Source organism: Lactobacillus sp. OTU4228 (assembly GCF_001006945.1).
GTDB classification, from domain to species: Bacteria; Bacillota; Bacilli; order Lactobacillales; family Lactobacillaceae; genus Lactobacillus; species Lactobacillus amylovorus.
The window spans coordinates 68,293-91,494 of sequence record NZ_CDLD01000012.1; the positions used below are offsets into that span (position 1 = coordinate 68,293).

The following is a 23,202-nucleotide window of genomic DNA, read 5'->3' on the forward strand; positions in this document are numbered from 1 at the left end:
TCTATCTTTATTGCTTCCAAGAAGCGTCAAGCTTAGCCTTACCGGCCTTAATATCACTGGTCCAGTTTTGACCCTTGCTTGCCTTAGCCAAAATATTTTGCATATTTACATTAACTTGGTCATATGCAGTGATGGAATTCTTAGTAACAGGTAAGAAGTAAAGTTTCTTAGAAGTCTTAGATAAAATTGCTGGAATCTTGCTGTCCTTAGCTTGTTGGTAAGCTGAGTCGTTCAAAGCAGCAGTGTTAACTGGCATGTAACCAGTTTGCTTTGCCCAGTAAAGTTGTGATGACTTAGAAGTTAAAAACTTAAGGTACTTGAATGCGGCAGCCTTTTGCATTGCGCTAGCCTTCTTGAACATGTAGATGTCAGTACCTTGTTGTACGTTCATTTGACTTGGACGAGGAGCTACACCATAAACATAACCCTTCTTAAGTCCTTGCTTCAAGTATGCTTCGTTAGCAGTAGAACCGATGAACATGGCAACTTGACCATTGTTGAATGGAGTTGACATGTACTTTTGTGTACCAGCTTGCATGAAGTAGCCAGCCTTAACACCATTTGCGTAGTAGTTGATAGCCTTGACAGAATCCTTAGTTGCAAAGTTCAAGTTCTTGTTGAAGTCCTTGCCGTAAGTTTCCTTCATTTGCATCATGTAGTAGTTGTTAAGTGCGTCGAAGCCCATACCGCGTACCTTGTGGTGACTCTTACGGTAAATTTCAGCAGATGCACTAGCAAGTTGACTCATGTTGCTTGGTACCTTTACGCCATATTTATCAAGCAAAGTCTTGTTGTAGAAAAGTACTTCAACAGACTTGTTAAATGGTACACCGTATTGAGTACCGCCAATGTTGGCACCATCCCAAAGTGCCTTCTTAATCCCACTGTTCTTGTATGAGCCCCAGCCGACTGACTTGTTGTTAACGTATGGAGTTAAGTTAACAAGCATGTTGTTCTTAGCCGCATTGTAAAGCCAACCTGGGTAAGCTTGCGTAATAGTTGGCAAGTCCTTTGGTGATTGTAAACCTGACACAAGCTTTGCTTGCAAGTCAGAGTAGTTACCACCTTGGCTTTGCAACTTAATGGTGATGTTAGGGTTCTTCTTTTCAAAGTCCTTAGTTAACTTTTTTAAAGCACTTTGTGAAGTACCAGTTAATGAATACCAGAAGTTAACAGTAGTCTTCTTGCTGATCTTAGTAGGGATCTTTGCAGAAGAACTTGAACTAGAATTATTATTGTTTGAACATGCACTAAGTCCAACTAAGCCAAGTGCTGCTGCACTAACAAGTGCGAGCTTTTTGTAGAATTTCATTCTTTTTTTGCCTCTCAATATTTCTTTCCTTCAAGTAGAAGTTTAACATAATTATACGTACTATTCATAGACAAATTTAATATAATATTTTTAAATTGATAATAGAGAAAATAGATATCAAGATGAGATTTAGTAGTTGATTTAACAGGTGAGAATTATGGATAAAAACCCTTTAGTTTATGAATATTCAATCGGTAAGCGTAAGCCTTATGACTACGACTACGGCAATCGTCAAGGTAACCAAAGCGCTGGCTGTCCCTTTTGTGATGTACGTCATTTAGTTAATATTTTCGATAAAGACGGTGACAAGATCTGGCTGAAAAACAAGTACCCAACTTTGAAGGATACCGATCAAACAATTTTAATCGAATCAAGCGACCACCAAGGTGATATTTCCACTTATACGCGTGAAGACAATCAAGAATTGATGAAGTTTGCCTTGAAATGTTTCCAAAAGATGTACAATTCAGGCAGATACAAGAGTGTGTTATGGTACAAGAACTTCGGTCCCAAATCCGACGGTTCTTTGACTCACCCACACATGCAGATCGTTGGGCTTTACCACAAAGATGGTTATAACGACATTGAGCCTGATAACTTTAAAGGCTTTGAGGTGGGCAAGTCCGGTTCAGTTGAAATGAATTTATCCGCTTATCCTGTGCAAGGCTACCAAGAAGTGAACATTATTACACGTGACAATACGAACTTAGATACCTGGGCTGATTTAATTCAAAAGGGGACGCAATATGTTCGTTCAGTTTTGTCACACGGTGTAGATTCCTACAACTTATTCTTTTATCCAATTAACGATGGCGAAGGTACTTGCTGCAAGATCATCCCACGTTTTTATGCTTCACCTTATTTTGTTGGTTACAAGATTTCGCAAGTCGACGATTCCGATACTTTAAAGTGGGAAGCCGAACGTCTCAAGGGCTTTGTAAACGGCGGTATTTTACATTAGGATTTCAAAAAACGCATTCGAAATACTGAATGCGTTTTTTTGTTATAATTAGAAAGGATTAAATACATTTCTAAGAAGGGATGCTCATGAAGAAGATTGTAGTTATTGGATCAAGCAATGTTGATACCACATTGCACGTAAAGGATTTCCCAAAACCTGGTGAAACGATTAATGCCACAGATGTTACTACTGCTGGTGGTGGTAAGGGTGCTAACCAAGCCATTGCTGCAGCTAAGAGTGGCGCAGAGGCTTACTTTATTAACCGTGTAGGTGAAGACAGCGATGGTGGCTACATTACCCACCAATTGAAGAGCTACGGTGTCGACACCACTTATGTTCAAACCACGATGGGTGCCAAGACTGGCCATGCTTACATTACTTTAAATGAAGCTGGTCAAAACGATATTATTATCGACCACGGTGCCAACTATGAATTGACCGTTGAAGATCTTAAGGCCGCTAGCGATTTGATTAATAATTGGGACTGCATTATTGCTCAATTTGAAACGCCAATTGATGTTACTACTTCAGCTTTCAAGATGGCTAAAAAGGCAGGCAAGGTTACTATTTTGAATCCTGCTCCTGCAATTGATAAGATTCCAGCAGACTTATTGAAATATACTGATATCATCATGCCCAATGAAACTGAAAGTGCTAAGATCACAGGTATTCCAATTAAAGATAATTCTACTTTGGCTACTAACGCTGAAAAATTGCACTTGCTTGGCGTAAAGAACGTCATTATTACTTATGGTGATAAAGGTGCATATATTTCTACACCAGATGTTGAAACATTAGTACCGGCTTACAAGGTAGATGCTACCGATACTACTGGTGCCGGTGACACCTTTATCGGTTACTTTGCAAGTAACTTGAATGCCGATATGTCTAACTTTGAAGAAGCTGCTAAGATTGCTAGCCGTGCTTCATCAATTGCTGTGCAACGTTTGGGTGCACAACCATCAATTCCTACTGAACAAGAAGTAAAGCAAGCAATGGAGGATGAGGAATAATGGATAAGACTGAGCAAGATCGTTTGAAAAAAGAAGTTGCCGAAAAAGCAGCCGACATGGTAAAGAGCGGGATGATCTTAGGTGTTGGTACTGGATCTACTGTCGCATTTTTCATTGATGCTCTGGGCAAACGCAAGGATGAAGATGGCTTAAAACTTAAGGCCATTGTTACTACCAGTAACAGAAGTAAGAAGCAACTTGAAGGCTTAGGCTTTAAAGTTAGTGAACTTGCGGACATCGATCAGGCCGATTTGACTGTTGATGGCTCAGACCGTGTTGCCGACAACCTTGATGGTATCAAGGGCGGTGGCGGTGCTTTAACCCTTGAAAAGAACGTTGCCATCAACTCAAAGAAGATCGTTTGGATCGTTGATGAATCTAAGTTGGTTCACCGTTTGAGCGGATTCCCTCTTCCTGTTGAAGTATTACCAATCTCTTGTGAGCAAAACTTCAGACGCTTTGAACAAGAAGGCTTGAAGCCACAATGGCGGATGGATGGTGACAAGCGTTACATCACTCACTATGGCAACTACATCATTGATTTAGCAGTTGATCCAATTCCTGCCCCTCATAGTTTAGCAGACTACCTTGATCATACTGTTGGTGTAGTTGAACATGGTTTGTTCCTTGATATGTGTGATGAAGTAATTATTGCTCATAGCGATGGTACGATTGAAGATAAGATTAAATAATAATTTTTAGCAAAAATGGTTAACTTTAACCATTTTTTATTTTGCCTTTTTAATATCTTTTGTTAAAAATATATTTTTATTGTAAACACTGGATTAATTATCTATACTAGTGAAGATTTTATTTTTAAGTGTTGTAGAGGATTATTAGACATGAATAAAATTACTAAAAAGCAAAAGATGAGTTTTGCGGGATTGTTGATCGCCATAGGTATTGTGTATGGTGATATTGGAACAAGTCCGTTATATGTAATGAAATCAATTGTGACTGAAAATGGCGGGATTGCCAACGTTAATCGAGAATTGATCGTTGGTTCAATCTCGTTAATTCTTTGGACAGTAACTTTGTTGACTACTGTCAAATATGTCATGATTGCTTTGAAGGCAACTAATCATGGCGAAGGAGGAATCTTCTCTCTTTATGCTTTAGTTAGAAAAAGAGCCAAGTGGCTGGTTATCCCGGCTCTGATTGGTGGTGCAGCTCTGCTTGCCGATGGTACTCTGACACCAGCAGTGACCGTTACCACTTCGATTGAAGGGTTAAAGAATATGCGCTTTGGTGATGTGATTCCGGTTCCTTCTCAAGAAGTTGTAATTATGATTACTATCATCATTTTGGTAATTCTATTCTCAATTCAGAGGATGGGAACCAGCGTTATTGGTAAAGCATTTGGTCCAATTATGTTGGTATGGTTTACCTTTTTAGGAGTAGTTGGCATTGCTAACTTGAGCCATGATTGGAGTCTTTTGGAAGCGATTAATCCCATTCATGCTATTCGAATTTTGTTTAGTCCAGCTAATAAAGTCGGGATTCTAATTTTGGGTTCTGTCTTCTTGGCTACTACTGGTGCTGAAGCGTTATATTCGGATGTTGGACACGTAGGTAAAGCGAATATTATAGGCTCTTGGCCATATGTATTTGTTTGTCTTTCATTAAACTACCTAGGCCAAGGCGCTTGGATTTTGCATAATGCTAGCTATCATGCTGGTAATGGTGACTTCAATCCATTCTTTGAAGTTGTTCCTAGCAATTTACGTCTTTTTGCCATCGCCTTGGCTACGATCGCAGCTATCATTGCTTCCCAGGCATTGATTACTGGATCGTTTACTTTGGTCGCTGAGGCCAGCAGTTTAAAGTTTTTACCAAGAATGAATATTATTTATCCTTCAACTGAAAAAGGACAAATTTATATTCCATCAATTAACAAAATGATCTGTGTGGTAACTGTAGCAATTGTGTTCTTATTCAGAACTTCACACCACATGGAAGCAGCATATGGTTTGGCAATTACTGTCACTATGTTGATGACTACAATATTATTGTTTGAATACTTGGGTAAAAAAGGCAAACCACTTTACTTACGCTTGATCTTTTTGATTGCATTCGCTTTTATTGAAGGGATGTTCTTAATCTCCAGTTTGACTAAATTCTTACACGGCGGTTACGTAACTGTTTTAATTGCTGGCTTTATCTTGGCAATCATGTATGTTTGGTTTTATGGAAATAAGATTCGTGACAAGCGTGAATCACGCAATGCCTACGTTCGTCTTGACGAATACACCGACATGTTGACTAACTTGAGTCACGATGAAGATTATCCTACCTACGCAACTAACTTGGTTTACATGGCTAACGTTAAGTACAACAAGTTCATTAAACGTGAAATCTTGTACTCAATTTTGGATAAACGTCCAAAGCGTGCTAAAGCCTATTGGTTTGTTACTGTCAATGTAACAAACGAACCATATACTGCAGAATATGCAGTAAATACGTACGGTACTAAGAACGTAATCAACGTTCAGCTTTATCTAGGTTTTAGAAAGCAAACTAGCGTTAACGTCTACTTACGGCAAATTGTTCATGAATTGATTGCAGATGGTACTATTGAGGCTCAACCACAAAGATTCACTACTACTCCTGGTAGAGATGTAGGTGACTTCTCCTTCGTCATTGTTAATGATGTAATTAGTCCATTAACTAAATTGACTGGTTATGAGAAGTTTATGGTCGAGGCTAGAGTCTGGCTGCAAAATTTATCTTCTAACCCGGCTTCTTGGTTTGGTTTAGAGTATGCAGATACTGTGGTAGAACGAGTACCATTGATCTTAGGCAAGCATCAAGAAAGCTATATTAAGCGAATTAAACCTAAGAAACAAACTAAAAAGTAACTGAAAAAAGTCTAGCCAAGCTAGGCTTTTTTCAGTTAGATTAGATCGAACCACTTTAATTATTGGTTCGGTTTTTGTATCATTAAGATAATGAATACGCTTAGAAGAGGTAAATTTTATGAACAAAAAACCTTTAATCATTAGTACAGATCCGGGTATTGATGATATTGCAGCAATGACAATTAGTCTTTTTGCCAAAGAACTTGATGTCAGAATGATCGTGCCAACCTGGGGCAACGTTGCACTTGAATATACTTTGCAAAATGCTTTGAATTTGGAAAAGTTTTTGCATACTAAAGTTCCTGTAGTAGTGGGGGCCAATCAACCGTTAGTTGCACCAATGATTAGTGCAGCATCAGTACATGGCAAAACGGGCATTGCTGGTTTTGATTTTGAAGAAGCAGATCGCAGTTTGGTTAAGCCAGGCCTTGCCGCAACTGTCATGGCTGAAGAAATTAAGAATAGCCCTGAAAAAGTAACTTTGCTTGGCATTGGTCCATTAACTGATTATGCTTTGCTATTTAAGCAATACCCAGAAGTAAAGAAAAATATTGATCAAATTGTGATCATGGGTGGTAACATTGGTCGCGGTAATCATAGTCCACTTGCAGAATACAATATTGCAGGAGACCCTGAAGCTGCTCAAGTTGTCTTTCACAGTGGTTTGCCAATTAAAGTGGCTCCCCTTGAAATCGGCAATAAGGCTCATTTAACCCAAGATCAAATGAGTAAGGTAAAGGAATGCGGTGAAGTCGGCAACATGCTTTACTCATTATTTTCACACATTCATGAGCCAGATGGTGATCCTCGCATTAAAATCTATGATCCAACAGCTGTGGGAATTTTACTTCATCCGGAAATGTTTACCCTGAAAAAAGCTAACGTAGAGATTGAATTGCGCGGTCAATTTACATATGGTGCAAGTGTAATTAATTTTATGGATCAAGAAAATGTTAATGCAGAAATTGCAACAGATGTAGATTTAGATCAATTTTCAAAATGGTTTATTGATAGTATTAAAAATTCTGATCAAGGAAGAGAATAATGGCAGATTACGTTTATCGGACAGTAATGCAGGATATTAAACAAAATATTTTAAATAATAAATATAATGGGATGCGGATTCCCGATGAGCGTAGTTTAGCTAAGCATTATGACGTTAGTCGTTCATCGATGAAGCGAGCCCTAGAATTATTGGCCCAGCAAGGAATCATTTTTAAAAAGCGAGGCAGTGGCACGTTTATTAACCCACTGTATTTAAAAAATCAGGCCATGTTTCGTTATGACGGCTCGAATTTGGGAATCACCGATAGTTTTAAGGTGCCTGGTAAAAAGCAGAAAATAAAGCTGTTAGATTTTCAAGTGATTAAGGCCACTAAGGAAATTGCGGAAGACTTATTTTTAAATGAAAATGCTTTTGTTTATGAATTCAAGCGCCTACGTTTACTCGATGAACAGCCATTTTTGATTGAAACAGGGTATTTGCCTATTAAGATTATGCCGGAATTGAAGCCTGAAACGTTGCAGAGCTCTTTGTTTAATTATTTAGAAGATGAGCAAAGCCAAACCGTAACTAAGGCGTTTTTGAATATTACGGTTGAACCTTCGAATGCTGAAGATCAAAAGCAAATGCATTTAAAGGGAAATGAACCAGTCGGCGTTATGGAGGGTATTTTCTTTTTAGATGATGGAACGCCGTTTGAAGTGTCTAACATGCGAGTTCATTATCATTACATGAATTTTAATACCTTTGTTAATTTGGGTAAATAAAAAACTAGACGATTTTTCGTCTAGTTTTTTGATTAATTATTTAGATATTTATCTAATACTTGTAAAACACCATCATCATTATTGCTTGGTGCAATATATTTAGCTACCTTTCTAAGTGCAGGCTCAGCATTTTCCATAGCGTAGCTATAGCCAGCAAGTTCCAGCATTTCTTTGTCATTCATGCCATCGCCAAACGCAATTAATTCGCTAGGCTTAGCATCGAAGTAACGTAAGAAGTATTTTAATGCATTTCCTTTATTTACACTGTAAGGGACAATATCAAGCAAGCCGAATCCGCTTGAAGTACAGTGGATTTTTTCCGCATGATGAGTATTAAATTCACGCTCTAGTTCCTCTGAAAAATCATGTTGATAGCTCAAGGTCAGCTTGGTAATTTGATCATGAGGACTTACGGCAGTCATTAAGTCGGGTACTTCCACACGATCAGGATAGTAGAAGTTCATTGTTTGTTTAAAGGCAGGGGATGCATCCATCGTTGTATATGAGCTATTGATACCAGTGACGATGACGGAACTCTCAGGATAATGAATTTGAATAAATTCTAGTAATTCCATTGTAGTTTTGTGAGTTAATAGGTGAGTGCTAATAATGTTGTCATCTTGAATAAGAAGTGAGCCATTGTCGGCAATCATATCGATTCTATCTAAAAATCCAGTGAAATCTTTTCTCAAACGAGAATATGGCCGACCACTTGAAACAATAAAGTGGGCTTTATTTTCATGAATTTGATCTAAAATTCGGTCAAATCTTTTATGATCAAAAGTCTGATTATCACGCATGAATGTACCATCCATGTCTACGGCAATAACTTTAAAAGGTAATTTGCTCATTTAATTTGTCCTCTTTTTATAAAATCTATATCTTTTCTATTTATTTACTATTATAAAGTAAAAAGCCGAGTAAATGTTCTACCCGGCTTTTTGGATTTCATTTTTTTGATCTAGAGCAGATATACTTTTCACTTTAGATCTTAACAAATTGTTCTGCTGAATTAATTGGACTTAAATAAACGTAAGAAAGATTTACATATTTTGTTTTTTCTGTTAAGTTTTTCATTATTTTTTCTTGATCAGGGGTTAAATGTAAATGATTCAATGCTACCTTGGCTTCAATATACATTACTAATTTACTTGTATATTCAAGTGGATGGTCATTACTATCGAATTTGTTAATAACCAGTCCAATAGCATCGCGAATAGGACGATAGCGTCCAATATTCATTTCATTATAAATATTGCTGAAAAAACTATTATAGAATTTTTTTAAATCTTGATAAACCTCTTTGGTATCTGAGCTATGTTTAAAAATGCCGAACATCATAATCACTCCTTTAAAACCGGTAGGATTTGTGTTTTATGATTAAACCAACTTCTCTGCTCATTGGTTAAAGGAGTATCTGTTATTAAGACATCCACCTTATCCAATGGAGCGGACATATATGGAGAAGATGAATCATTAGTGAATTTATATTTTTCTGCTACTAAAACAACTTGATTAGCGCGTGCAATTGCCGTACGTACAATTTCCGCGTCTTCCATTTTTGGCGCATATACGCCATCTGCTCTAATGCGGGAAGCACCAATGAAAGCTGTATTGAAATGAATCTTACGAATCGTTTCAAGAGCGACTTCCGAGTAAATGTAGCGCTGCGACTTATTGATTAATCCGCCTAGCAATCTAACAGAAGGGATTTCGGTTGTTAACATGCTTAAAGCATTGTCGATTGAATTAGTAACTACTTGCATATCGATTCCGTTAAGCATAGGACAAAGTTGCTTCAAAATAGTAGAAGAACCAATAAAATCACATTGACCAGGATGAACGAATCGTTTAGCCATTTTAGCCATCTTGAGTTTGATTGGAGATTGGACTTCGTTTCTAGCTAAAAAATCAGGTACGCTATTTTGATTGATTTCCATCAGCCCGCCGTGTACTCGGATTGCTTGTCCAGTTGTCGTTAAATGAATTACATCACGACGTGCAGTATCAAAAGATACATTAAAATGTTGGGCAATCATTCTAGTTGAAAGCTGATGTTTTTCTTTCAATAGCTTTTTAATTTGAATTAATCGTTCTTCTTGAGTCATTTTCTCTCTCCATGAATAAATCTAGCATTTTTATAATAAATTGTAATTGCTTAATCAGTACTTTATATTTATTAATCAGTGCTTTTAAGCATATCAAAGTATAAACACTTATATTCAATTATAAAAAGATGATCAGTTCAACTATAAGGCTATTCGGATTTAAAAATTAAGACTTATTTAAATTGGTAGGATCCAATTATAAAAATGATTGAATTATGAATAATAATTGGTATGATATAAGTATAAAGAAAAGGATTACAAAATAGAGTACTTAAACTTGCTCAAAGGAGAAAAAATGACGAATTACGACTCAAAAGAATATTTAAAGAGCGTCGATGCTTACTGGCGCGCTGCCAATTATTTATCAGTTGGACAATTATTCTTAATGAAGAATCCACTACTTAAGAAACCTTTGACAGCTGAAGACGTTAAGCCAAAGCCAATTGGTCACTGGGGTACCATTGCTCCACAAAACTTTATTTATGCTCACTTAAACCGTGTCCTTAAGAAATACAATTTGGACATGTTCTACATTGAAGGTTCAGGTCACGGTGGCCAAGTAATGGTTTCTAACTCATACCTTGATGGTTCATACACTGAACGTTATCCAGAAATTACCCAAGACGAAAAGGGTATGGCTAAGTTGTTCAAACGCTTCAGTTTTCCAGGTGGTGTTGCTTCTCACGCTGCTCCTGAAACTCCGGGCTCAATCCACGAAGGTGGGGAATTAGGTTACTCACTTTCACACGGTGTTGGTGCTGTTTTGGATAACCCAGACGTAATTGCTGCTGTTGAAATCGGTGACGGTGAAGCTGAAACTGGCCCACTTGCAGCAAGTTGGTTTAGTGACAAGTTCATCAACCCAATTAAAGATGGTGCTGTTTTACCGATCCTTCAAATCAATGGCTTCAAGATTTCTAACCCAACTATCGTTTCACGCATGAGTGATGAAGAATTAACCGAATACTTTCGTGGTATGGGTTGGGATCCACACTTTGTTTCAGTATTTAAGGGTGGCCGTTTCGATGGTGAAAAGGATCCAATGCAAGTCCACGAAGAAATGGCTAAGACCATGGACGAAGTAATCGAAGAAATCAAGGCCATTCAAAAGCATGCTCGTGAAAATAACGATGCAAGTTTGCCACACTGGCCATTGATCATCTTCCAATGCCCAAAGGGTTGGACTGGTCCAAAGAAGGATCTTGACGGTAACCCAATTGAAAACTCATTTAGAGCACACCAAATTCCAATTCCTGTCTCACAAGGTGATATGAAGCATGCCGACATGTTGACTGATTGGCTTGAAAGCTACAAGCCTGAAGAATTATTCAACGAAGATGGTTCACCTAAGGAAATTGTTACTGAAAACACTGCTGAAGGCGACCACCGTATGGCAATGAACCCAATCACTAATGGTGGTAAGGATCCTAAGCGTTTGAACTTGCCAGACTACCGCGACTTTGCTCTTAAGTTTGACAAACCAGGTTCAATGAAAGCTCAAGACATGGTTGAATGGGCTAAATACTTAGATGAAGTTGCTAAGCTTAACCCAACCACTTTCCGCGGCTTTGGTCCTGATGAATCTAAGTCAAACCGTTTGTTCCAACTTTTGGATAACCAAAAGCGTCAATGGGAACCAGAAATCCACGAACCAAATGATGAAAACTTGGCTCCAAGTGGTCGTGTGATCGATTCACAATTATCAGAACACCAAGATGAAGGCTTCCTTGAAGGCTACGTATTAACTGGTCGTCATGGTTTCTTCGCAACTTACGAAGCATTTGGTCGTGTAGTAGACTCAATGCTTACACAACACATGAAGTGGCTTAGAAAAGCTAAGGAACAATACTGGCGTCATGATTACCCATCACTTAACTTTGTTGCTACCTCAACTGTGTTCCAACAAGACCACAACGGTTACACTCACCAAGATCCAGGTATTTTGACTCACTTATACGAAAAGAATCGTCCAGATTTGATTCATGAATACTTGCCATCAGATACTAACACTTTGCTTGCTGTTGGTGACAAGGCTTTTAAGGATCGTGAATGCATCAACGTTTTGGTAACTTCAAAGCAACCTCGTCCACAATGGTTCTCAATTGAAGAAGCTCAAAAGTTGGTTGACAAGGGCTTAGGCTACATTGACTGGGCTTCAACTGATAAGGGTGCAAAGCCAGATGTTGTCTTTGCTTCAACTGAAACTGAACCAACTATCGAAACTTTGGCAGCCATTGACATTTTGCACGACAAGTTCCCAGATCTTAAGATCCGTTACATCAACGTTGTCGACGTGATGAAGTTAATGTCACCGAAGGACAACAAGAATGCTATTTCTGATGAAGAATTTGACCGCTTATTCCCAAAGGATGTTCCAGTAATCTTTGCATGGCATGGCTACAAGAGCATGATGCAATCAATCTGGTTCGACCGTAAGCGTTACAACGTTCACATCCACTGCTACGAAGAAAATGGTGACATTACCACTCCATTTGACATGCGTGTCTTGAATCACCTTGACAGATTCGATCTTGCAAAGGACGCTGTTGAAAGCGTTGCTAAGTTAAAGGGTAAGAACGCTGACTTCATTAGTCACATGGATGATTTACTTGAAAAGCACCACCAATACATTCGTGATAATGGTAAGGATATGCCAGAAGTTACCGAATGGAAATGGAAGGGCTTGAAGTAATTTCTAAATAAGAATAAATTAGACCTATGTTAGAAACATAGGTCTTTTTGTTTTTGGAAAGGAAAATATGGCAAGCGGATTGGTTCTAGAAGGTGGCGCAATGCGGGGACTTTTTACTGCAGGTGTGCTCGACGTGTTAATGGAAAATAACGTTACGTTTGACGCAGCGGTTGGTGTTTCAGCTGGTGCAGCTTTTGGCGTGAATATGAAGTCAAAGCAAATTGGAAGAGTATTGCGTTATAATCTGCGTTTTGCTGGCAAGCCTTATTATGCTAGCTGGAAGTCATGGCGCAGATCAGGCAATTTATATGCGGGAAATTTTTGTTTCCATATTATTCCTGATAAGTTGGATGTGTTTGATAAGAAAACTTTTGTTGAAAATCCAATGCAATTTTGGTGCGTGACAACGGATGCGGCAACGGGTGAGCCGGTTTACCATAAGTTGAGAGATGCTGGCTATGTTGACCTAGAGTGGATTAGAGCATCATCATCGATTCCATTTTTTGCTAATCCTGTTGCAATAGGCGGCAACTACTATTTTGATGGTGGTGTCTCGGATTCTGTTCCGTATGATTTTTTAATGAAAAATAATTTTGATAAAAAGGTAGTAATTACGACACAGCCTAAGGAATATCGCAAGAAGCAGAGCAAGCTGTTTCCGATTGAAAAGGTAGTTTTGCGTGAATATCCTGCTGTTTTGAAGAAATTGGCGACTAGAGCGGAGGACTATAACGCTGTTTTAGACGAGATACAGCGAGATGAGGATGATGGCCAGACTTTTGTAATTAGACCGCCGTATCCGCTTAATATCGGTACTGTCGAGTCAGATAAGAGTGAGATCAAGCGTGTGTATGAAGTTGGGCGTGAAGAAGGAAAAAAGATTTTGCCAGGATTGGTGGAATATTTGAAAGATTAATAGATAAAAAATCGGTATCAGTATTGATACCGATTTTTTTACCGAACAGGAGTCAAAAATGACCGAATTAGAATTCTTAGTCTTATTCTGAGCCAATAATTAGATAATAATGTTGAGCAAAGAAAAAGGAGAATGTAGATTGATGGATATAAAAAAGTGGAATATCTGGCTTAGGGCACTTGAAGCAGGAATTTTTGAGGAAACCTTCCGCTATTGATGATTATCGCATTGATTGCCGGTTTAGCTAAAAATAAGTATCGGCTGGAATGGACAATTATTATTAGTTCGGTGATTTTGGGGTTGATGCATTTTACCAACTTAGGGATGCAAAAATTCGCTGCAACCTTATCTCAGGCAACTTATGCTGAGCTGCAGGATTATTGTTTGCTGTCTTATATTTGTATACTGTCAAAATCCGGGTACCAATGTTGTTCCACTTTGCTAATGATTTCTTGAATTATGCTCAAGTTGGCGGCATGACGGCGCAAACTTGGAGAGGGGATGCAAACGACTGGCTCAATTTATTAGTTCAAGTGGTTGTTCCTATTGCCATAACTATTTGGATGCTAACAGGGCAAAGAAGATTGGTAATGGAACAAAATATTATGCGTTTGCTAGAAAATTAGTTAATTGAATAAATAAAGAAACGAGTGTGAAATTTTGCACTCGTTTCTTTTGTTTCAGATAAACCGAAATATTTTGCATTTATTTTTATGTGTATTGATAGCTTATATGAATAGCATATTTCTTGACAGACCAAAAGCGTATGTAAAGCAAAATGTTAAACATAGACCAGTAAAGGGCTGAAGGACCTTGAAATAATTGGTCTAGATGGGCCATAAGCGTCGAAATAAATTTCGGCAAGTGAAATAATCCCGCAATGCTATGAAACACCAAGTCAGCATTTGTAAAAACGCTTACATAAGGAGGAAGCTATGGTATAAATAAAATGTAAGCTAGCTACGAGAGATAGAGCAAGATCTAAATTTGATATCACTTAGGTTTCTATCTCGATCGATTTATTCGAGGAGTAATACTTATGAGCTATTTCATAAGTAGATGTTAGTTGTTCTTGAGCACCTTCCAACTAACTGGATTTAATGAAATAAGATATAGGTGTAAGCAATAATCAGTTAATTTATTTAATTTCTTTCTTTGAGAGGTAAATTATTATGATGCAAAAGATTCAGCGGTTTGGGGCCGCTATGTTCGTCCCAGTTATGCTGTTCTCGTTTGCGGGTATTGTCGTAGCTTTAGGTAGTTTGTTCAATAACCCGACTCTGTTTGGTTCAATTGCCAACCCGGGAACTACATGGAACTCAGTTTGGGACACAATTTCAGCTGGTGGTTGGACAGTGTTCAACCAAGAAGGTATTTTGTTTACTGTAGGTTTGCCAATCGGTTTAGCCAACAAGGCTAGAGGTAGAGCAGCCATGGAAGCAGTTATTGCTTACTTGACTTACAACTACTTCATCGGTGCAATGCTTACCCACTGGGGTGCAGCATTTGGCATTCCTAACTTTGACAAGATTCAAATTGTTGCTAACGCTACTAACCACGGTTTAACTAACATTGCTGGTATCAAGACTCTTGACACTAGTATTTTAGGTGCCTTGGTTGTTGCTTTGATCGTTGTATGGTTACACAACAAGTACTTCGACAAGAAGTTGCCTGACTGGCTTGGTACTTTCCAAGGTTCAACTTATGTCTACGCTTTAGCATTCTTTGTAATGATTCCTTTAGCACTCATTACTTGCTGGGGCTGGCCAAAAGTTCAAATGGGTATCACCAGCATGCAACACTTCATCGTAGGTAGTGGATTTATCGGTGTTTGGATTTACCAATTCTTGAACCGTGTATTGATTCCTACTGGTCTTCACCACTTGGTATACATTCCATTCCAATTCGGTCCAGCCGTTGTTGCCGGCGGTTTGCAACCATACTGGTTGAAACACCTTGCTGAATACGCTGCAAGTACTAAACCACTTTCACAAATCGCTTCAGTTGAAGGATTCCAACTTTACGGTAACGAAAAGGTATTCTTAGTACCATTTATCTGTCTTGCCTTCTACGCAACTGCTAAGAAGAACAAGAAGAAGCAAACTTCAGCTTTGCTTATTCCAGCTGCTTTAACTTCTGTTTTAGCAGGTATTACTGAACCTATTGACTTTACTTATTTGTTCGCTGCACCTGTACTTTGGGTAGTTTACTCAGTATTGTCAGCTACGATGAACACTGTTATGTGGGCATTCGGCTTAAGAGGTTTCATGTCAGACGGTGCCATTGGTATCGCATCAATGAACTGGTTGCCACTTTGGGAACACCACTGGCAAACATATGTAATGCAATTTATCGTTGGTATTATCTTCGGTATCATTACTTACTTCGTATTCAAGATCATGATTGAAAAGTTCAACTACATCACTCCAGGTCGTGAAGCTGATGACGAAGACGTTAAACTTATCAACAAGAAAGAATACAAGCAAAAGATGGCTGCTAAGGCAGCAGGTAAGGATGCAAACGACCCTTACATCGCAAGAGCTACTGCATACCTTGACTTATTAGGTGGTGCTTCAAACATTACTGAATTGTCATCATGTGCTACTAGATTACGTGTATCTGTTGCTGATCCAAGCAAGGTTGCTCCAGATTCACAATTTAAGGCTAACAAGGCCGTTAACGTTGTTCACCACGGTAAAGCATTACAAGTTATTGTGGGTCTTGACGTTCCTCAAGTTTTGGACGAAATGACTCAATTGATGCAACAAAGCGGCGGTGACGCTAAGGTTTCAACTGAACAAGATAATCCATACATTGAGAGAGCTACAGGTATCGTTGACCTTCTTGGTGGTAATGAAAACATTAAGGACGTTATCGCTTGCTCAACTAGAGTAAGAACCCACGTCTTTGACACTAATAAAGTGGCTCCAGATTCTGAATTCAAGAAGATCGCAGATTCATACGAAGTACAACGCAGAGACGACAACGAAATTGACATTGTTGTTGGATTGGATGCCGATCAAGTTGTTGATCAGATGAAACAATTACTATAACTGTAAGCGCTTGTGGTATTATTAATATATAAATTATATATTGATAAGGACACAGCAATTATGGCAAATTTAAGATCAATGGTCTATAACAGTAATACTAAACTGAATGACTCTGAAAAACAGATCATTCAGTACGTATTAAATAATCCAAATGACTGTAGCAAATTAAGTCTAGCCAAGTTAGCTAAAAAGCTATATGTATCCGAATCAGCAATATTTCGTTTATGTAAAAAGCTTGGCTTGAGTGGTTACAGTGAACTGAAATTTGATTTAGTGGAACTCGCTGAATCAAATCAAAAGCCAATCAAAATTGAAAATAATTTTGCAAAAGAGCTTAGCAAGGTAAATATAGATGTCTTAAAGTATTTCAAACAACGAGACTTCAATAGTTTGTATCGTGATTTGGATAATGCAAGTACTATCTACATTTATTCTACTGGTTGGCAGCAAGAACTGATTGCACAATACCTAGCTCACGAACTCTTTGTGGTAGGTAAGAATGCAACAGTTTTGCCATCAGCTCTTGATGAGTTAAAAGCAGCAGCCCGTTTTGCTAAAAAAGGCGACGTCTTATTCATCATCTCTTTCACTGGTGATAACAACACCATCAATGAAGAGATTACGAAGTTGGAATTAATTAACGATAAGTTTAAATATGTTTCCTTCACTAACATGATGCAAAACAAATTAGCTTCGCTTGCTCAGCATAATATTTATTTTCCAACAATCGCTTTTACTGACGACGCTGATTTTAAGAGTGGCAAGGTTGCTTTTACTCCTGCTTACTATCTGATTGACTTGCTTATTAGTGAATATGTAGCTTGGCAACAAAACCAAGGAGAGGATGTTGAGATTAATGTGGGCAATTAGCAAACAAAAAGTGGAAAACTTTTTCGGCCGAATGACACAGAGCATGCATTTGGATGCCAAGAAAATTATTAATTGGTATTCTTACATACTTTTCATTGCTCCATTATTATTCTGGGCATTGATCGCGATGCGCAGTGGAGCTTCGAGAGAATCGATTCAGTCGATTATTATGAAGCAGCCGGCCGTCGCAATTGGGACAATCATTGCGATTATAGACTTTGTGTTAGGTTACTACTTACTGCTTAATAAAAAGAAGTTCATGGTTAACCGCCAGACTTATCGCTTCTTTATGGTGAGTCAGTTAATTGGACAGATTGTTGTCGGCAACTTGCTTTGTGCAATTTTAGCTGTCTTGGGAATGTACAAGGCAACTGCTTTGAAGAAGACGCAAGATAATGTAAATCCCGTGATTATAGCTATTTCAATCGCATCAGCTGTAATCCTTGCCGGATGTCTTGTGTTGATATTGTTACTTGAATTTTAGAAATCCAGAGGTTATGAATTATGTTTAATTTCTTTAAGAAAAAGAATAAAGGTTTAGAAGTAGATGCAGTAGTTGATGGTACAGTAATGCCAATTACTGATGTAAATGATGATGTCTTTTCAACAAAGATGTTGGGTGACGGTTTTGCAATTAAGCCTAATGATACTCAAATTTATGCACCAGTTGCTGGTACTATTTCAACGCTTTTCCCAACCAAACACGCCATTGGCATTAAGACTGACGAGGGATTGGAAATTCTGATCCACTTGGGTCTTGATACAGTAGAATTAAAAGGTGCTCCGTTTACAGTAGATGTTAAACAAGGCGATAAGGTGGAACAAGGCCAACCTTTAGCAACCATGGATTTCAAGCAAATTACAGATAAGGGCTATGATGATAGCTGTATCGTTGTTTACACCAACATGGATATGGTTAAATCAGTTACTCCTGTTGAAAAGGGTACAGTTGAACATTCCCAAAAAGTACAAACTGTTGAATTTAATTAGTTGCTTTCCCCCTCTCTTATATAGAACTTTTTATAGTGCTAATTAAAAAAAGATAGTTGAAAAGCTTAGCTTCTTAATGGAAGTTAAGCTTTTTTTTGGCAATTTTTGTTAAGATATAGGTAATATAGGAAGCGAGGGTTTAGCCGATGAAAAAATATCGTCCAAATACTAAGGCAATTATTGTAGGAATAATCTTTATGCTGGCAGGGATTGCTTGCTGGGTCATTAAGGCCTCATTTATACCCAATGGTGCCGTATTTTTATTTCCAGTAGGATTGCTATTAATTTGTATTGGCGGACTGACGATGACTATTACTGCTTTTGTTGCTATGCGTAAAAATGATCGGGCAATGAGTGCCTTTTTAAAGAAGCAAGAGCAAGAACGAAAAGAAGCAGAAAAAAAGTAAATATTGTCGAGTAATTTTTTAGAAAGATTTGGTGAAAAATGAATTTTAAAGAAGTTTTTCAAAATGAACATGTAACACGGAAATTTACCAACAGGAAAGTGCCTGAGAAAGCTATTGCTGAAATTGTTGAACAAGCACAACAATCTCCATCATTGCTTAACTCTCAGCCTTGGCGTGCATATGTCTTGATGGGGGATGCTTTAGCAGAGTTTAAAAAGGCCGCAATCGAAAATTCTGATAACAAGGTTAAGCCAAACGAAGATTTTGCTTCAATGCTTTCACTTGATTGGGATACTTTCCCAAGCAGCAATATGGCTACTATGGGTGCATCCCAAAGTTTCTTCTTTAGAAACAAGTTGAACTTGTTTACTGAAGCTAATAAGAACATGTTTAATGCACCAGCAATTATCTTTTTAACTATTCCAAGAAAATCACCAGCTTGGTCAGTTTTTGACTTAGGGATTTTTGCACAAAGCATTATGTTGTTAGCTGTTAACCGCGGTTTAGGTATTATGCCAGCTCACTCAATGGTGTCATATCCTGATTTGGTAAGAAAATATGCTGGTATTCCAGAAGATGAATACGTAGGAATGGCCATTGCCGTAGGCTACATCGATAAAAACGCGGAAATCAATGATCCAGTCTTTATTCCTAAGCGTGTACCATTTAATAAAATTTATAAAGTAAGTAATTAGAAAGTATAAAAGCAAGCTCTGTAGAATGAACTTTTTTGGTCATAAATGGTAAAATATAGATTAGTTAATGTTTGTAAATAATTTGTAAAAAAAGGTGAGAATGTTTTGAGTACAGCTCAAATAGTAACTAATTTAGTTGCAACTGTATTAATTTTTATAGTTGCTTCATTCTTTGTTGCTGCAGAATTTGCTTTAGTACAAACAAGACCAAGTCAGCTTGAAGATATGTTGGCTAAGGGTCAAGGCAATAAGAAAAAGCTGCAACGTGCACTTCATATGACGCACAACTTGAATGAATATTTGTCGACCACTCAGGTTGGTACTACTCTTGTTGGTGTAGTATTGGGTTGGTTCTCTGCAGATACGTTTGCAGTTATCTTGGAAGATTTATTCCATTTAACTCCAATGAGTGAGTCACTTATTAAGTCAGTAAGTGCCATTTTGGGTGTGATCTTGTTAACTTACTTGGAAGTTGTGTTAACAGAAGTCGTACCTAAGAATATTGCGATTGATAAGCCTGTGGGCATGATGATGATGATTGTAACGCCGCTACATATCTTCCACACAATCGTTTATCCATTTGTTTGGCTGCTTAATACTAGTTCTAACGGTATTTTGAAGTTGATGGGTTTTGCCCCAGCCGATGAAGAAAACGAAGTATATTCTCAATCCGAAATCATCAAATTGTCACGTAACGCTGTGCATGGCGGCTCTCTTGATAAAGAAGACCTCACCTACATGGAAAGAGCCTTCGAGTTAAATGATAAGATCGCCAAGGATATCATGACAGACAGAACTAGATTGTCTGTTCTTGATTCCACTGATACGATTGCCTATGCTTTGAAGAAGTACCTAGAAGAAGGCTACAGCCGTTTTCCTGTTGTCCGCGACAATGATAAGGATGATGTTGTAGGTTACGTCTACGCTTACGATATCGTCCAACAAAGCCAAATTGATGCTAAGGTTCCCGTAACAAGAATCATCAGAACAATCATTACTGTGCCAGAATCAATGCCAATTCAAGATATCTTGCATTTAATGATTTCTAAGCACACGCCAGTCGTCTTGGTTGTTGATGAATACGGTGGTACCAGTGGTATCGTGACGGATAAGGATATTTATGAAGAACTCTTTGGTTCTGTTAAAGATGAAATTGATGATGTTTCTGATGACTACATCATCAAGGATAAGGAAGGTAATGTTCACGTTTCTGGTAAAACTACCTTGTATGACTTTGAACGTTACTTCCACACTGATTTGAAGGCCTTCCAAGATAGCGACATCATTACTATCGGTGGTTATATGATGGAACATTATCCTAACTTAAAGAAGGGCGAATCAGTTGAGCTTGAAGGCTACAAGTTCGTGCTTGACAGTATTGAGCAAGGATTCATGCGTTGGTTTATTGTGGAACCAATTAAGAAGAATAAGAAAGCCGATTCCGATCAATCCAAGACGGAAAAATAATGAATATTCAGTGAAAGCGTCGAATTTGACGCTTTTTTTGTATAAAGATGTTATAATTTCAATTATCAGAATAGTTAATTATATAGGATTGAAGGGTAGATTAAATGGTTAAAGGCGACAATATTAACGATATTATTGATCACAAGTTATTTTCTGAAGACGATATTCATGAAATGTGCGTGCGACTTGGCAAGCAATTAACTGAAGATTATGCTGGCAAGAAGCCATTAGTTGTCGGTGCACTTAAGGGTGCAATTTATTTCTTAACAGATTTAACCAGACAAATGGATGTTGCTCACCAATTAGATTTCTTAGATGTATCTAGTTATGGTGATGGCTTTGAATCAACTGGTAAGATCAAGGTTGTTACAGACCTTGCAGCTGATGTAAAAGATCGTGATGTATTAATTATTGAAGATATTGTTGATACTGGTCTTACTTTAAAGTTCATGAAGGATCTGATTAAGGGCCGTGGCGCTAAGAGTGTTAAGTGCTGTGCTATGCTTAATAAGGAAGCTCGTAGAAACGTCGACGTAGACGTTGATTACTACGGCTCAAAGGTTGGTAACGAATTCGTAGTTGGTTACGGCTTGGACTTCTTGAATATGTATCGTAATCTTCCTTACGTTGGTGTATTGAAACCTGAAGTTATCCAAAAATACGTTAACAAGTAATTTTAAAGAGCAAAAAAATATCTATCGCAAATTTTGCGATAGATTTTTTTAATTGCGATTTTGTTTTTGTTTGTAGTAGTAAATTGGCAAACCTAGCAAAGTCAAACTAATACCAATAAGCGATAGGATGAACTGATTGATAATCGTGGAAACGACGATGAAGATACCACCTATAATTGAAATAAGTGGAATGATTGGATACCAAGGTACTTTAAATGGACGAGTAAGTTCTGGTTCATGCTTGCGCAAAATGATCACGGCAATTGAAAGCATGGTGTTGAAGAGCCACATAACGAAGACCAACATGTCGGTTAAGACTGAGAAGTTGCCTAGCAGAATCATGATGATGGCAATTGCATCGACGATTAAAGCACCAAAGACTGGCACACCGGTATGAATATTGGCCTTACCGATTTTTTCAGAGAATGGCAATAAGTTGTCTTGAGCCAAAATGTAAGGTGTCCGCATCCCCGTGAGCATAAAGGCATTAACAGCCCCGTAAACCGAGATCAGAATTCCTACCGTTACCAATTTGCCGCCGAACTGACCAAACAATTTCATCGAAGCCTCAAAGGCCGCATTATTGTTGTTAACAAGTTCGTGGATTGGCAAGATCGTCAAGAAAGTATAGTTGATTAAAATATAAATCAATGTGATCGCAGACAGGCCAAAGATAATCGCTTTTGAAAGGTCACGTTCTGGATTTTTAACTTCGTTAGCTAAATTAGTAACGACGATCCAGCCTTCAAAAGCAAATAAAGCAGAAAGCAAACCTTGGCTGATTGCACCTGAGAATGATTTGCCGGCGCCAACTGTTAATGGCAAGAGCGGAGCAGCAATCTTATTTTGATTAAACATTCCCCAAATGATGATTAAAGCAATGGGGATGATCTTTAAAACAGTAATAACCGACTGCATTTTGCTTGAAAATTTAGTTCCAATTAGGTTGATGCCTAGTAAAAATAATACCAGTAAAATTGCGACTAGATTCGCATACTTGGCCTCAATGCCAAATAAGGAGACAAACTGTACGCCAAAGATTGAACTCAGCGCCCCGATTTGTGCAGGAAAGTAAACGATCATTTGCGCCCAGCCAAATAAGAAGCCCCAGACGCGGCCATAAGTATAATCTAAATACTTAATCGCACCATTAATTTTTAAACTCGCCGCAATTTCTGAAATGGTTAAGCCAGAAGCAATTGAAATAATCCCGGCTAGCACCCAAACAAAAATCGTCATGGAACTGCTGCCAGTTTGGGCCGTAATTACGCCGATCTTGAAGAAAACACCGGCTCCAATTACGGATCCAACTACAGTTGCCAATGCTTGACCAAAAGAAATTTGTCTTTTCACATACTTCACCTTCGTAAAATAAATATCTAAATTATTTTAGCACATCCATGTTACAAGTATTGG

At 38.1% G+C, this 23,202-nt stretch carries 22 protein-coding genes; 17 read left to right on the forward strand and 5 right to left on the reverse strand.

What is annotated here, in order from left to right:
• Positions 1-7: 7 nt before the first annotated feature.
• Complete coding sequence (locus tag BN1206_RS02640; RefSeq protein WP_014565657.1) at positions 8-1,312, reverse strand: extracellular solute-binding protein; 1,305 nt, start codon at positions 1,310-1,312, stop codon at positions 8-10.
• A gap of 157 nt (positions 1,313-1,469) precedes the next feature.
• On the opposite strand from BN1206_RS02640, the gene BN1206_RS02645 reads away from it, so the two are divergent.
• The 6 genes from BN1206_RS02645 (at position 1,470) to BN1206_RS02670 (ending at position 7,914) form a co-directional block, all read left to right on the forward strand.
• Positions 1,470-2,273 (forward strand): DUF4931 domain-containing protein, encoded by an 804-nt coding sequence (locus BN1206_RS02645; RefSeq protein ID WP_013437400.1) that lies wholly within the window; start codon positions 1,470-1,472, stop codon positions 2,271-2,273.
• An 86-nt stretch (positions 2,274-2,359) separates the two neighbouring features.
• Positions 2,360-3,286 carry a ribokinase gene (gene rbsK, locus BN1206_RS02650; protein WP_052542884.1) on the forward strand — a complete coding sequence of 309 codons (927 nt, stop codon included), beginning with the start codon at positions 2,360-2,362 and terminating at the stop codon, positions 3,284-3,286.
• Positions 3,286-3,978 carry a ribose-5-phosphate isomerase RpiA gene (gene rpiA, locus BN1206_RS02655; RefSeq protein WP_052542885.1) on the forward strand — a complete coding sequence of 231 codons (693 nt, stop codon included), beginning with the start codon at positions 3,286-3,288 and terminating at the stop codon, positions 3,976-3,978. Before rbsK ends, rpiA begins: the two co-directional genes overlap by 1 nt.
• 150 nt (positions 3,979-4,128) lie before the next feature.
• A complete protein-coding gene (locus tag BN1206_RS02660; protein ID WP_022087400.1) occupies positions 4,129-6,144 on the forward strand; it encodes a KUP/HAK/KT family potassium transporter in 2,016 nt (671 codons plus the stop codon).
• Positions 6,145-6,262: 118 nt separating this feature from the next.
• On the forward strand, positions 6,263-7,189 hold the full coding sequence (locus tag BN1206_RS02665) for a nucleoside hydrolase (protein WP_013437405.1): 927 nt from the start codon (positions 6,263-6,265) through the stop codon (positions 7,187-7,189).
• Positions 7,189-7,914, forward strand: a complete 726-nt coding sequence (locus BN1206_RS02670; RefSeq protein ID WP_022087399.1) for a GntR family transcriptional regulator — start codon at positions 7,189-7,191, stop codon at positions 7,912-7,914. The genes BN1206_RS02665 and BN1206_RS02670 overlap by 1 nt, the downstream gene beginning before the upstream one ends.
• Before the next feature lie 32 nt (positions 7,915-7,946).
• Here the strand turns inward: BN1206_RS02670 and BN1206_RS02675 are convergent, their stop codons facing one another.
• The 3 genes from BN1206_RS02675 to BN1206_RS02685 all read right to left on the reverse strand — a co-directional run bounded on the left by BN1206_RS02675 (position 7,947) and on the right by BN1206_RS02685 (position 10,022).
• Entirely contained in the window at positions 7,947-8,765 is an 819-nt protein-coding gene (locus BN1206_RS02675) for a Cof-type HAD-IIB family hydrolase (protein ID WP_013437407.1), read from the reverse strand.
• Positions 8,766-8,898: 133 nt separating this feature from the next.
• Positions 8,899-9,252 carry a bacteriocin immunity protein gene (locus BN1206_RS02680; protein ID WP_052542923.1) on the reverse strand — a complete coding sequence of 118 codons (354 nt, stop codon included), beginning with the start codon at positions 9,250-9,252 and terminating at the stop codon, positions 8,899-8,901.
• Between the two features lie 5 nt (positions 9,253-9,257).
• A complete protein-coding gene (locus BN1206_RS02685; RefSeq protein WP_022087397.1) occupies positions 9,258-10,022 on the reverse strand; it encodes a DeoR/GlpR family DNA-binding transcription regulator in 765 nt (254 codons plus the stop codon).
• Between the two features lie 295 nt (positions 10,023-10,317).
• On the opposite strand from BN1206_RS02685, the gene BN1206_RS02690 reads away from it, so the two are divergent.
• The 11 genes from BN1206_RS02690 to hpt all read left to right on the forward strand — a co-directional run bounded on the left by BN1206_RS02690 (position 10,318) and on the right by hpt (position 21,786).
• Positions 10,318-12,714 (forward strand): phosphoketolase family protein, encoded by a 2,397-nt coding sequence (locus BN1206_RS02690; RefSeq protein ID WP_052542886.1) that lies wholly within the window; start codon positions 10,318-10,320, stop codon positions 12,712-12,714.
• 67 nt (positions 12,715-12,781) lie between these two features.
• Positions 12,782-13,630, forward strand: a complete 849-nt coding sequence (locus tag BN1206_RS02695; protein WP_013437411.1) for a patatin-like phospholipase family protein — start codon at positions 12,782-12,784, stop codon at positions 13,628-13,630.
• Positions 13,631-14,028: 398 nt separating this feature from the next.
• Complete coding sequence (locus BN1206_RS02700; protein ID WP_231575953.1) at positions 14,029-14,256, forward strand: immunity protein; 228 nt, start codon at positions 14,029-14,031, stop codon at positions 14,254-14,256.
• Between the two features lie 546 nt (positions 14,257-14,802).
• Positions 14,803-16,683: a PTS sugar transporter subunit IIBC gene (locus tag BN1206_RS02705; RefSeq protein ID WP_022087393.1), complete on the forward strand. Its 1,881-nt coding sequence runs from the start codon at positions 14,803-14,805 to the stop codon at positions 16,681-16,683.
• Between the two features lie 60 nt (positions 16,684-16,743).
• Positions 16,744-17,553 (forward strand): MurR/RpiR family transcriptional regulator, encoded by an 810-nt coding sequence (locus tag BN1206_RS02710; protein ID WP_013437414.1) that lies wholly within the window; start codon positions 16,744-16,746, stop codon positions 17,551-17,553.
• The gene (locus BN1206_RS02715; protein WP_013641630.1) at positions 17,540-18,037 is read left to right on the forward strand and encodes a hypothetical protein; all 498 of its coding nucleotides are present in this window, start codon (positions 17,540-17,542) and stop codon (positions 18,035-18,037) included. The genes BN1206_RS02710 and BN1206_RS02715 overlap by 14 nt, the downstream gene beginning before the upstream one ends.
• 20 nt (positions 18,038-18,057) lie before the next feature.
• Positions 18,058-18,543, forward strand: coding sequence for a PTS sugar transporter subunit IIA (locus BN1206_RS02720; protein WP_013437416.1), 486 nt, complete (start codon positions 18,058-18,060; stop codon positions 18,541-18,543).
• Positions 18,544-18,689: 146 nt separating this feature from the next.
• A complete protein-coding gene (locus tag BN1206_RS02725) occupies positions 18,690-18,950 on the forward strand; it encodes a hypothetical protein (RefSeq protein WP_013641631.1) in 261 nt (86 codons plus the stop codon).
• A 38-nt stretch (positions 18,951-18,988) separates the two neighbouring features.
• A complete protein-coding gene (locus BN1206_RS02730; protein ID WP_013437418.1) occupies positions 18,989-19,645 on the forward strand; it encodes a nitroreductase in 657 nt (218 codons plus the stop codon).
• Positions 19,646-19,750: 105 nt separating this feature from the next.
• Entirely contained in the window at positions 19,751-21,112 is a 1,362-nt protein-coding gene (locus BN1206_RS02735) for a hemolysin family protein (protein ID WP_022087392.1), read from the forward strand.
• Between the two features lie 104 nt (positions 21,113-21,216).
• Positions 21,217-21,786, forward strand: a complete 570-nt coding sequence (gene hpt / locus BN1206_RS02740) for a hypoxanthine phosphoribosyltransferase (protein ID WP_013437420.1) — start codon at positions 21,217-21,219, stop codon at positions 21,784-21,786.
• Between the two features lie 48 nt (positions 21,787-21,834).
• On the opposite strand, the gene BN1206_RS02745 is transcribed toward hpt, so the two are convergent.
• Positions 21,835-23,139, reverse strand: a complete 1,305-nt coding sequence (locus tag BN1206_RS02745; RefSeq protein ID WP_052542887.1) for an APC family permease — start codon at positions 23,137-23,139, stop codon at positions 21,835-21,837.
• Positions 23,140-23,202: the final 63 nt, after the last annotated feature.

Coding starts and splice junctions, on each gene's coding strand:
- BN1206_RS02680 (WP_052542923.1), bottom strand. CDS start 9,252: ATGTTCGGCATTTTTAAACATAGCTCAGATACCAAAGAGGTTTATCAA.
- BN1206_RS02710 (WP_013437414.1), top strand. CDS start 16,744: ATGGCAAATTTAAGATCAATGGTCTATAACAGTAATACTAAACTGAAT.
- rbsK (WP_052542884.1), top strand. CDS start 2,360: ATGAAGAAGATTGTAGTTATTGGATCAAGCAATGTTGATACCACATTG.
- hpt (WP_013437420.1), top strand. CDS start 21,217: ATGGTTAAAGGCGACAATATTAACGATATTATTGATCACAAGTTATTT.
- BN1206_RS02660 (WP_022087400.1), top strand. CDS start 4,129: ATGAATAAAATTACTAAAAAGCAAAAGATGAGTTTTGCGGGATTGTTG.
- BN1206_RS02720 (WP_013437416.1), top strand. CDS start 18,058: ATGTTTAATTTCTTTAAGAAAAAGAATAAAGGTTTAGAAGTAGATGCA.
- BN1206_RS02730 (WP_013437418.1), top strand. CDS start 18,989: ATGAATTTTAAAGAAGTTTTTCAAAATGAACATGTAACACGGAAATTT.
- BN1206_RS02675 (WP_013437407.1), bottom strand. CDS start 8,765: ATGAGCAAATTACCTTTTAAAGTTATTGCCGTAGACATGGATGGTACA.
- BN1206_RS02695 (WP_013437411.1), top strand. CDS start 12,782: ATGGCAAGCGGATTGGTTCTAGAAGGTGGCGCAATGCGGGGACTTTTT.
- BN1206_RS02705 (WP_022087393.1), top strand. CDS start 14,803: ATGATGCAAAAGATTCAGCGGTTTGGGGCCGCTATGTTCGTCCCAGTT.
- BN1206_RS02685 (WP_022087397.1), bottom strand. CDS start 10,022: ATGACTCAAGAAGAACGATTAATTCAAATTAAAAAGCTATTGAAAGAA.
- BN1206_RS02690 (WP_052542886.1), top strand. CDS start 10,318: ATGACGAATTACGACTCAAAAGAATATTTAAAGAGCGTCGATGCTTAC.
- BN1206_RS02725 (WP_013641631.1), top strand. CDS start 18,690: ATGAAAAAATATCGTCCAAATACTAAGGCAATTATTGTAGGAATAATC.
- BN1206_RS02640 (WP_014565657.1), bottom strand. CDS start 1,312: ATGAAATTCTACAAAAAGCTCGCACTTGTTAGTGCAGCAGCACTTGGC.
- BN1206_RS02670 (WP_022087399.1), top strand. CDS start 7,189: ATGGCAGATTACGTTTATCGGACAGTAATGCAGGATATTAAACAAAAT.
- BN1206_RS02665 (WP_013437405.1), top strand. CDS start 6,263: ATGAACAAAAAACCTTTAATCATTAGTACAGATCCGGGTATTGATGAT.
- BN1206_RS02715 (WP_013641630.1), top strand. CDS start 17,540: ATGTGGGCAATTAGCAAACAAAAAGTGGAAAACTTTTTCGGCCGAATG.
- BN1206_RS02645 (WP_013437400.1), top strand. CDS start 1,470: ATGGATAAAAACCCTTTAGTTTATGAATATTCAATCGGTAAGCGTAAG.
- rpiA (WP_052542885.1), top strand. CDS start 3,286: ATGGATAAGACTGAGCAAGATCGTTTGAAAAAAGAAGTTGCCGAAAAA.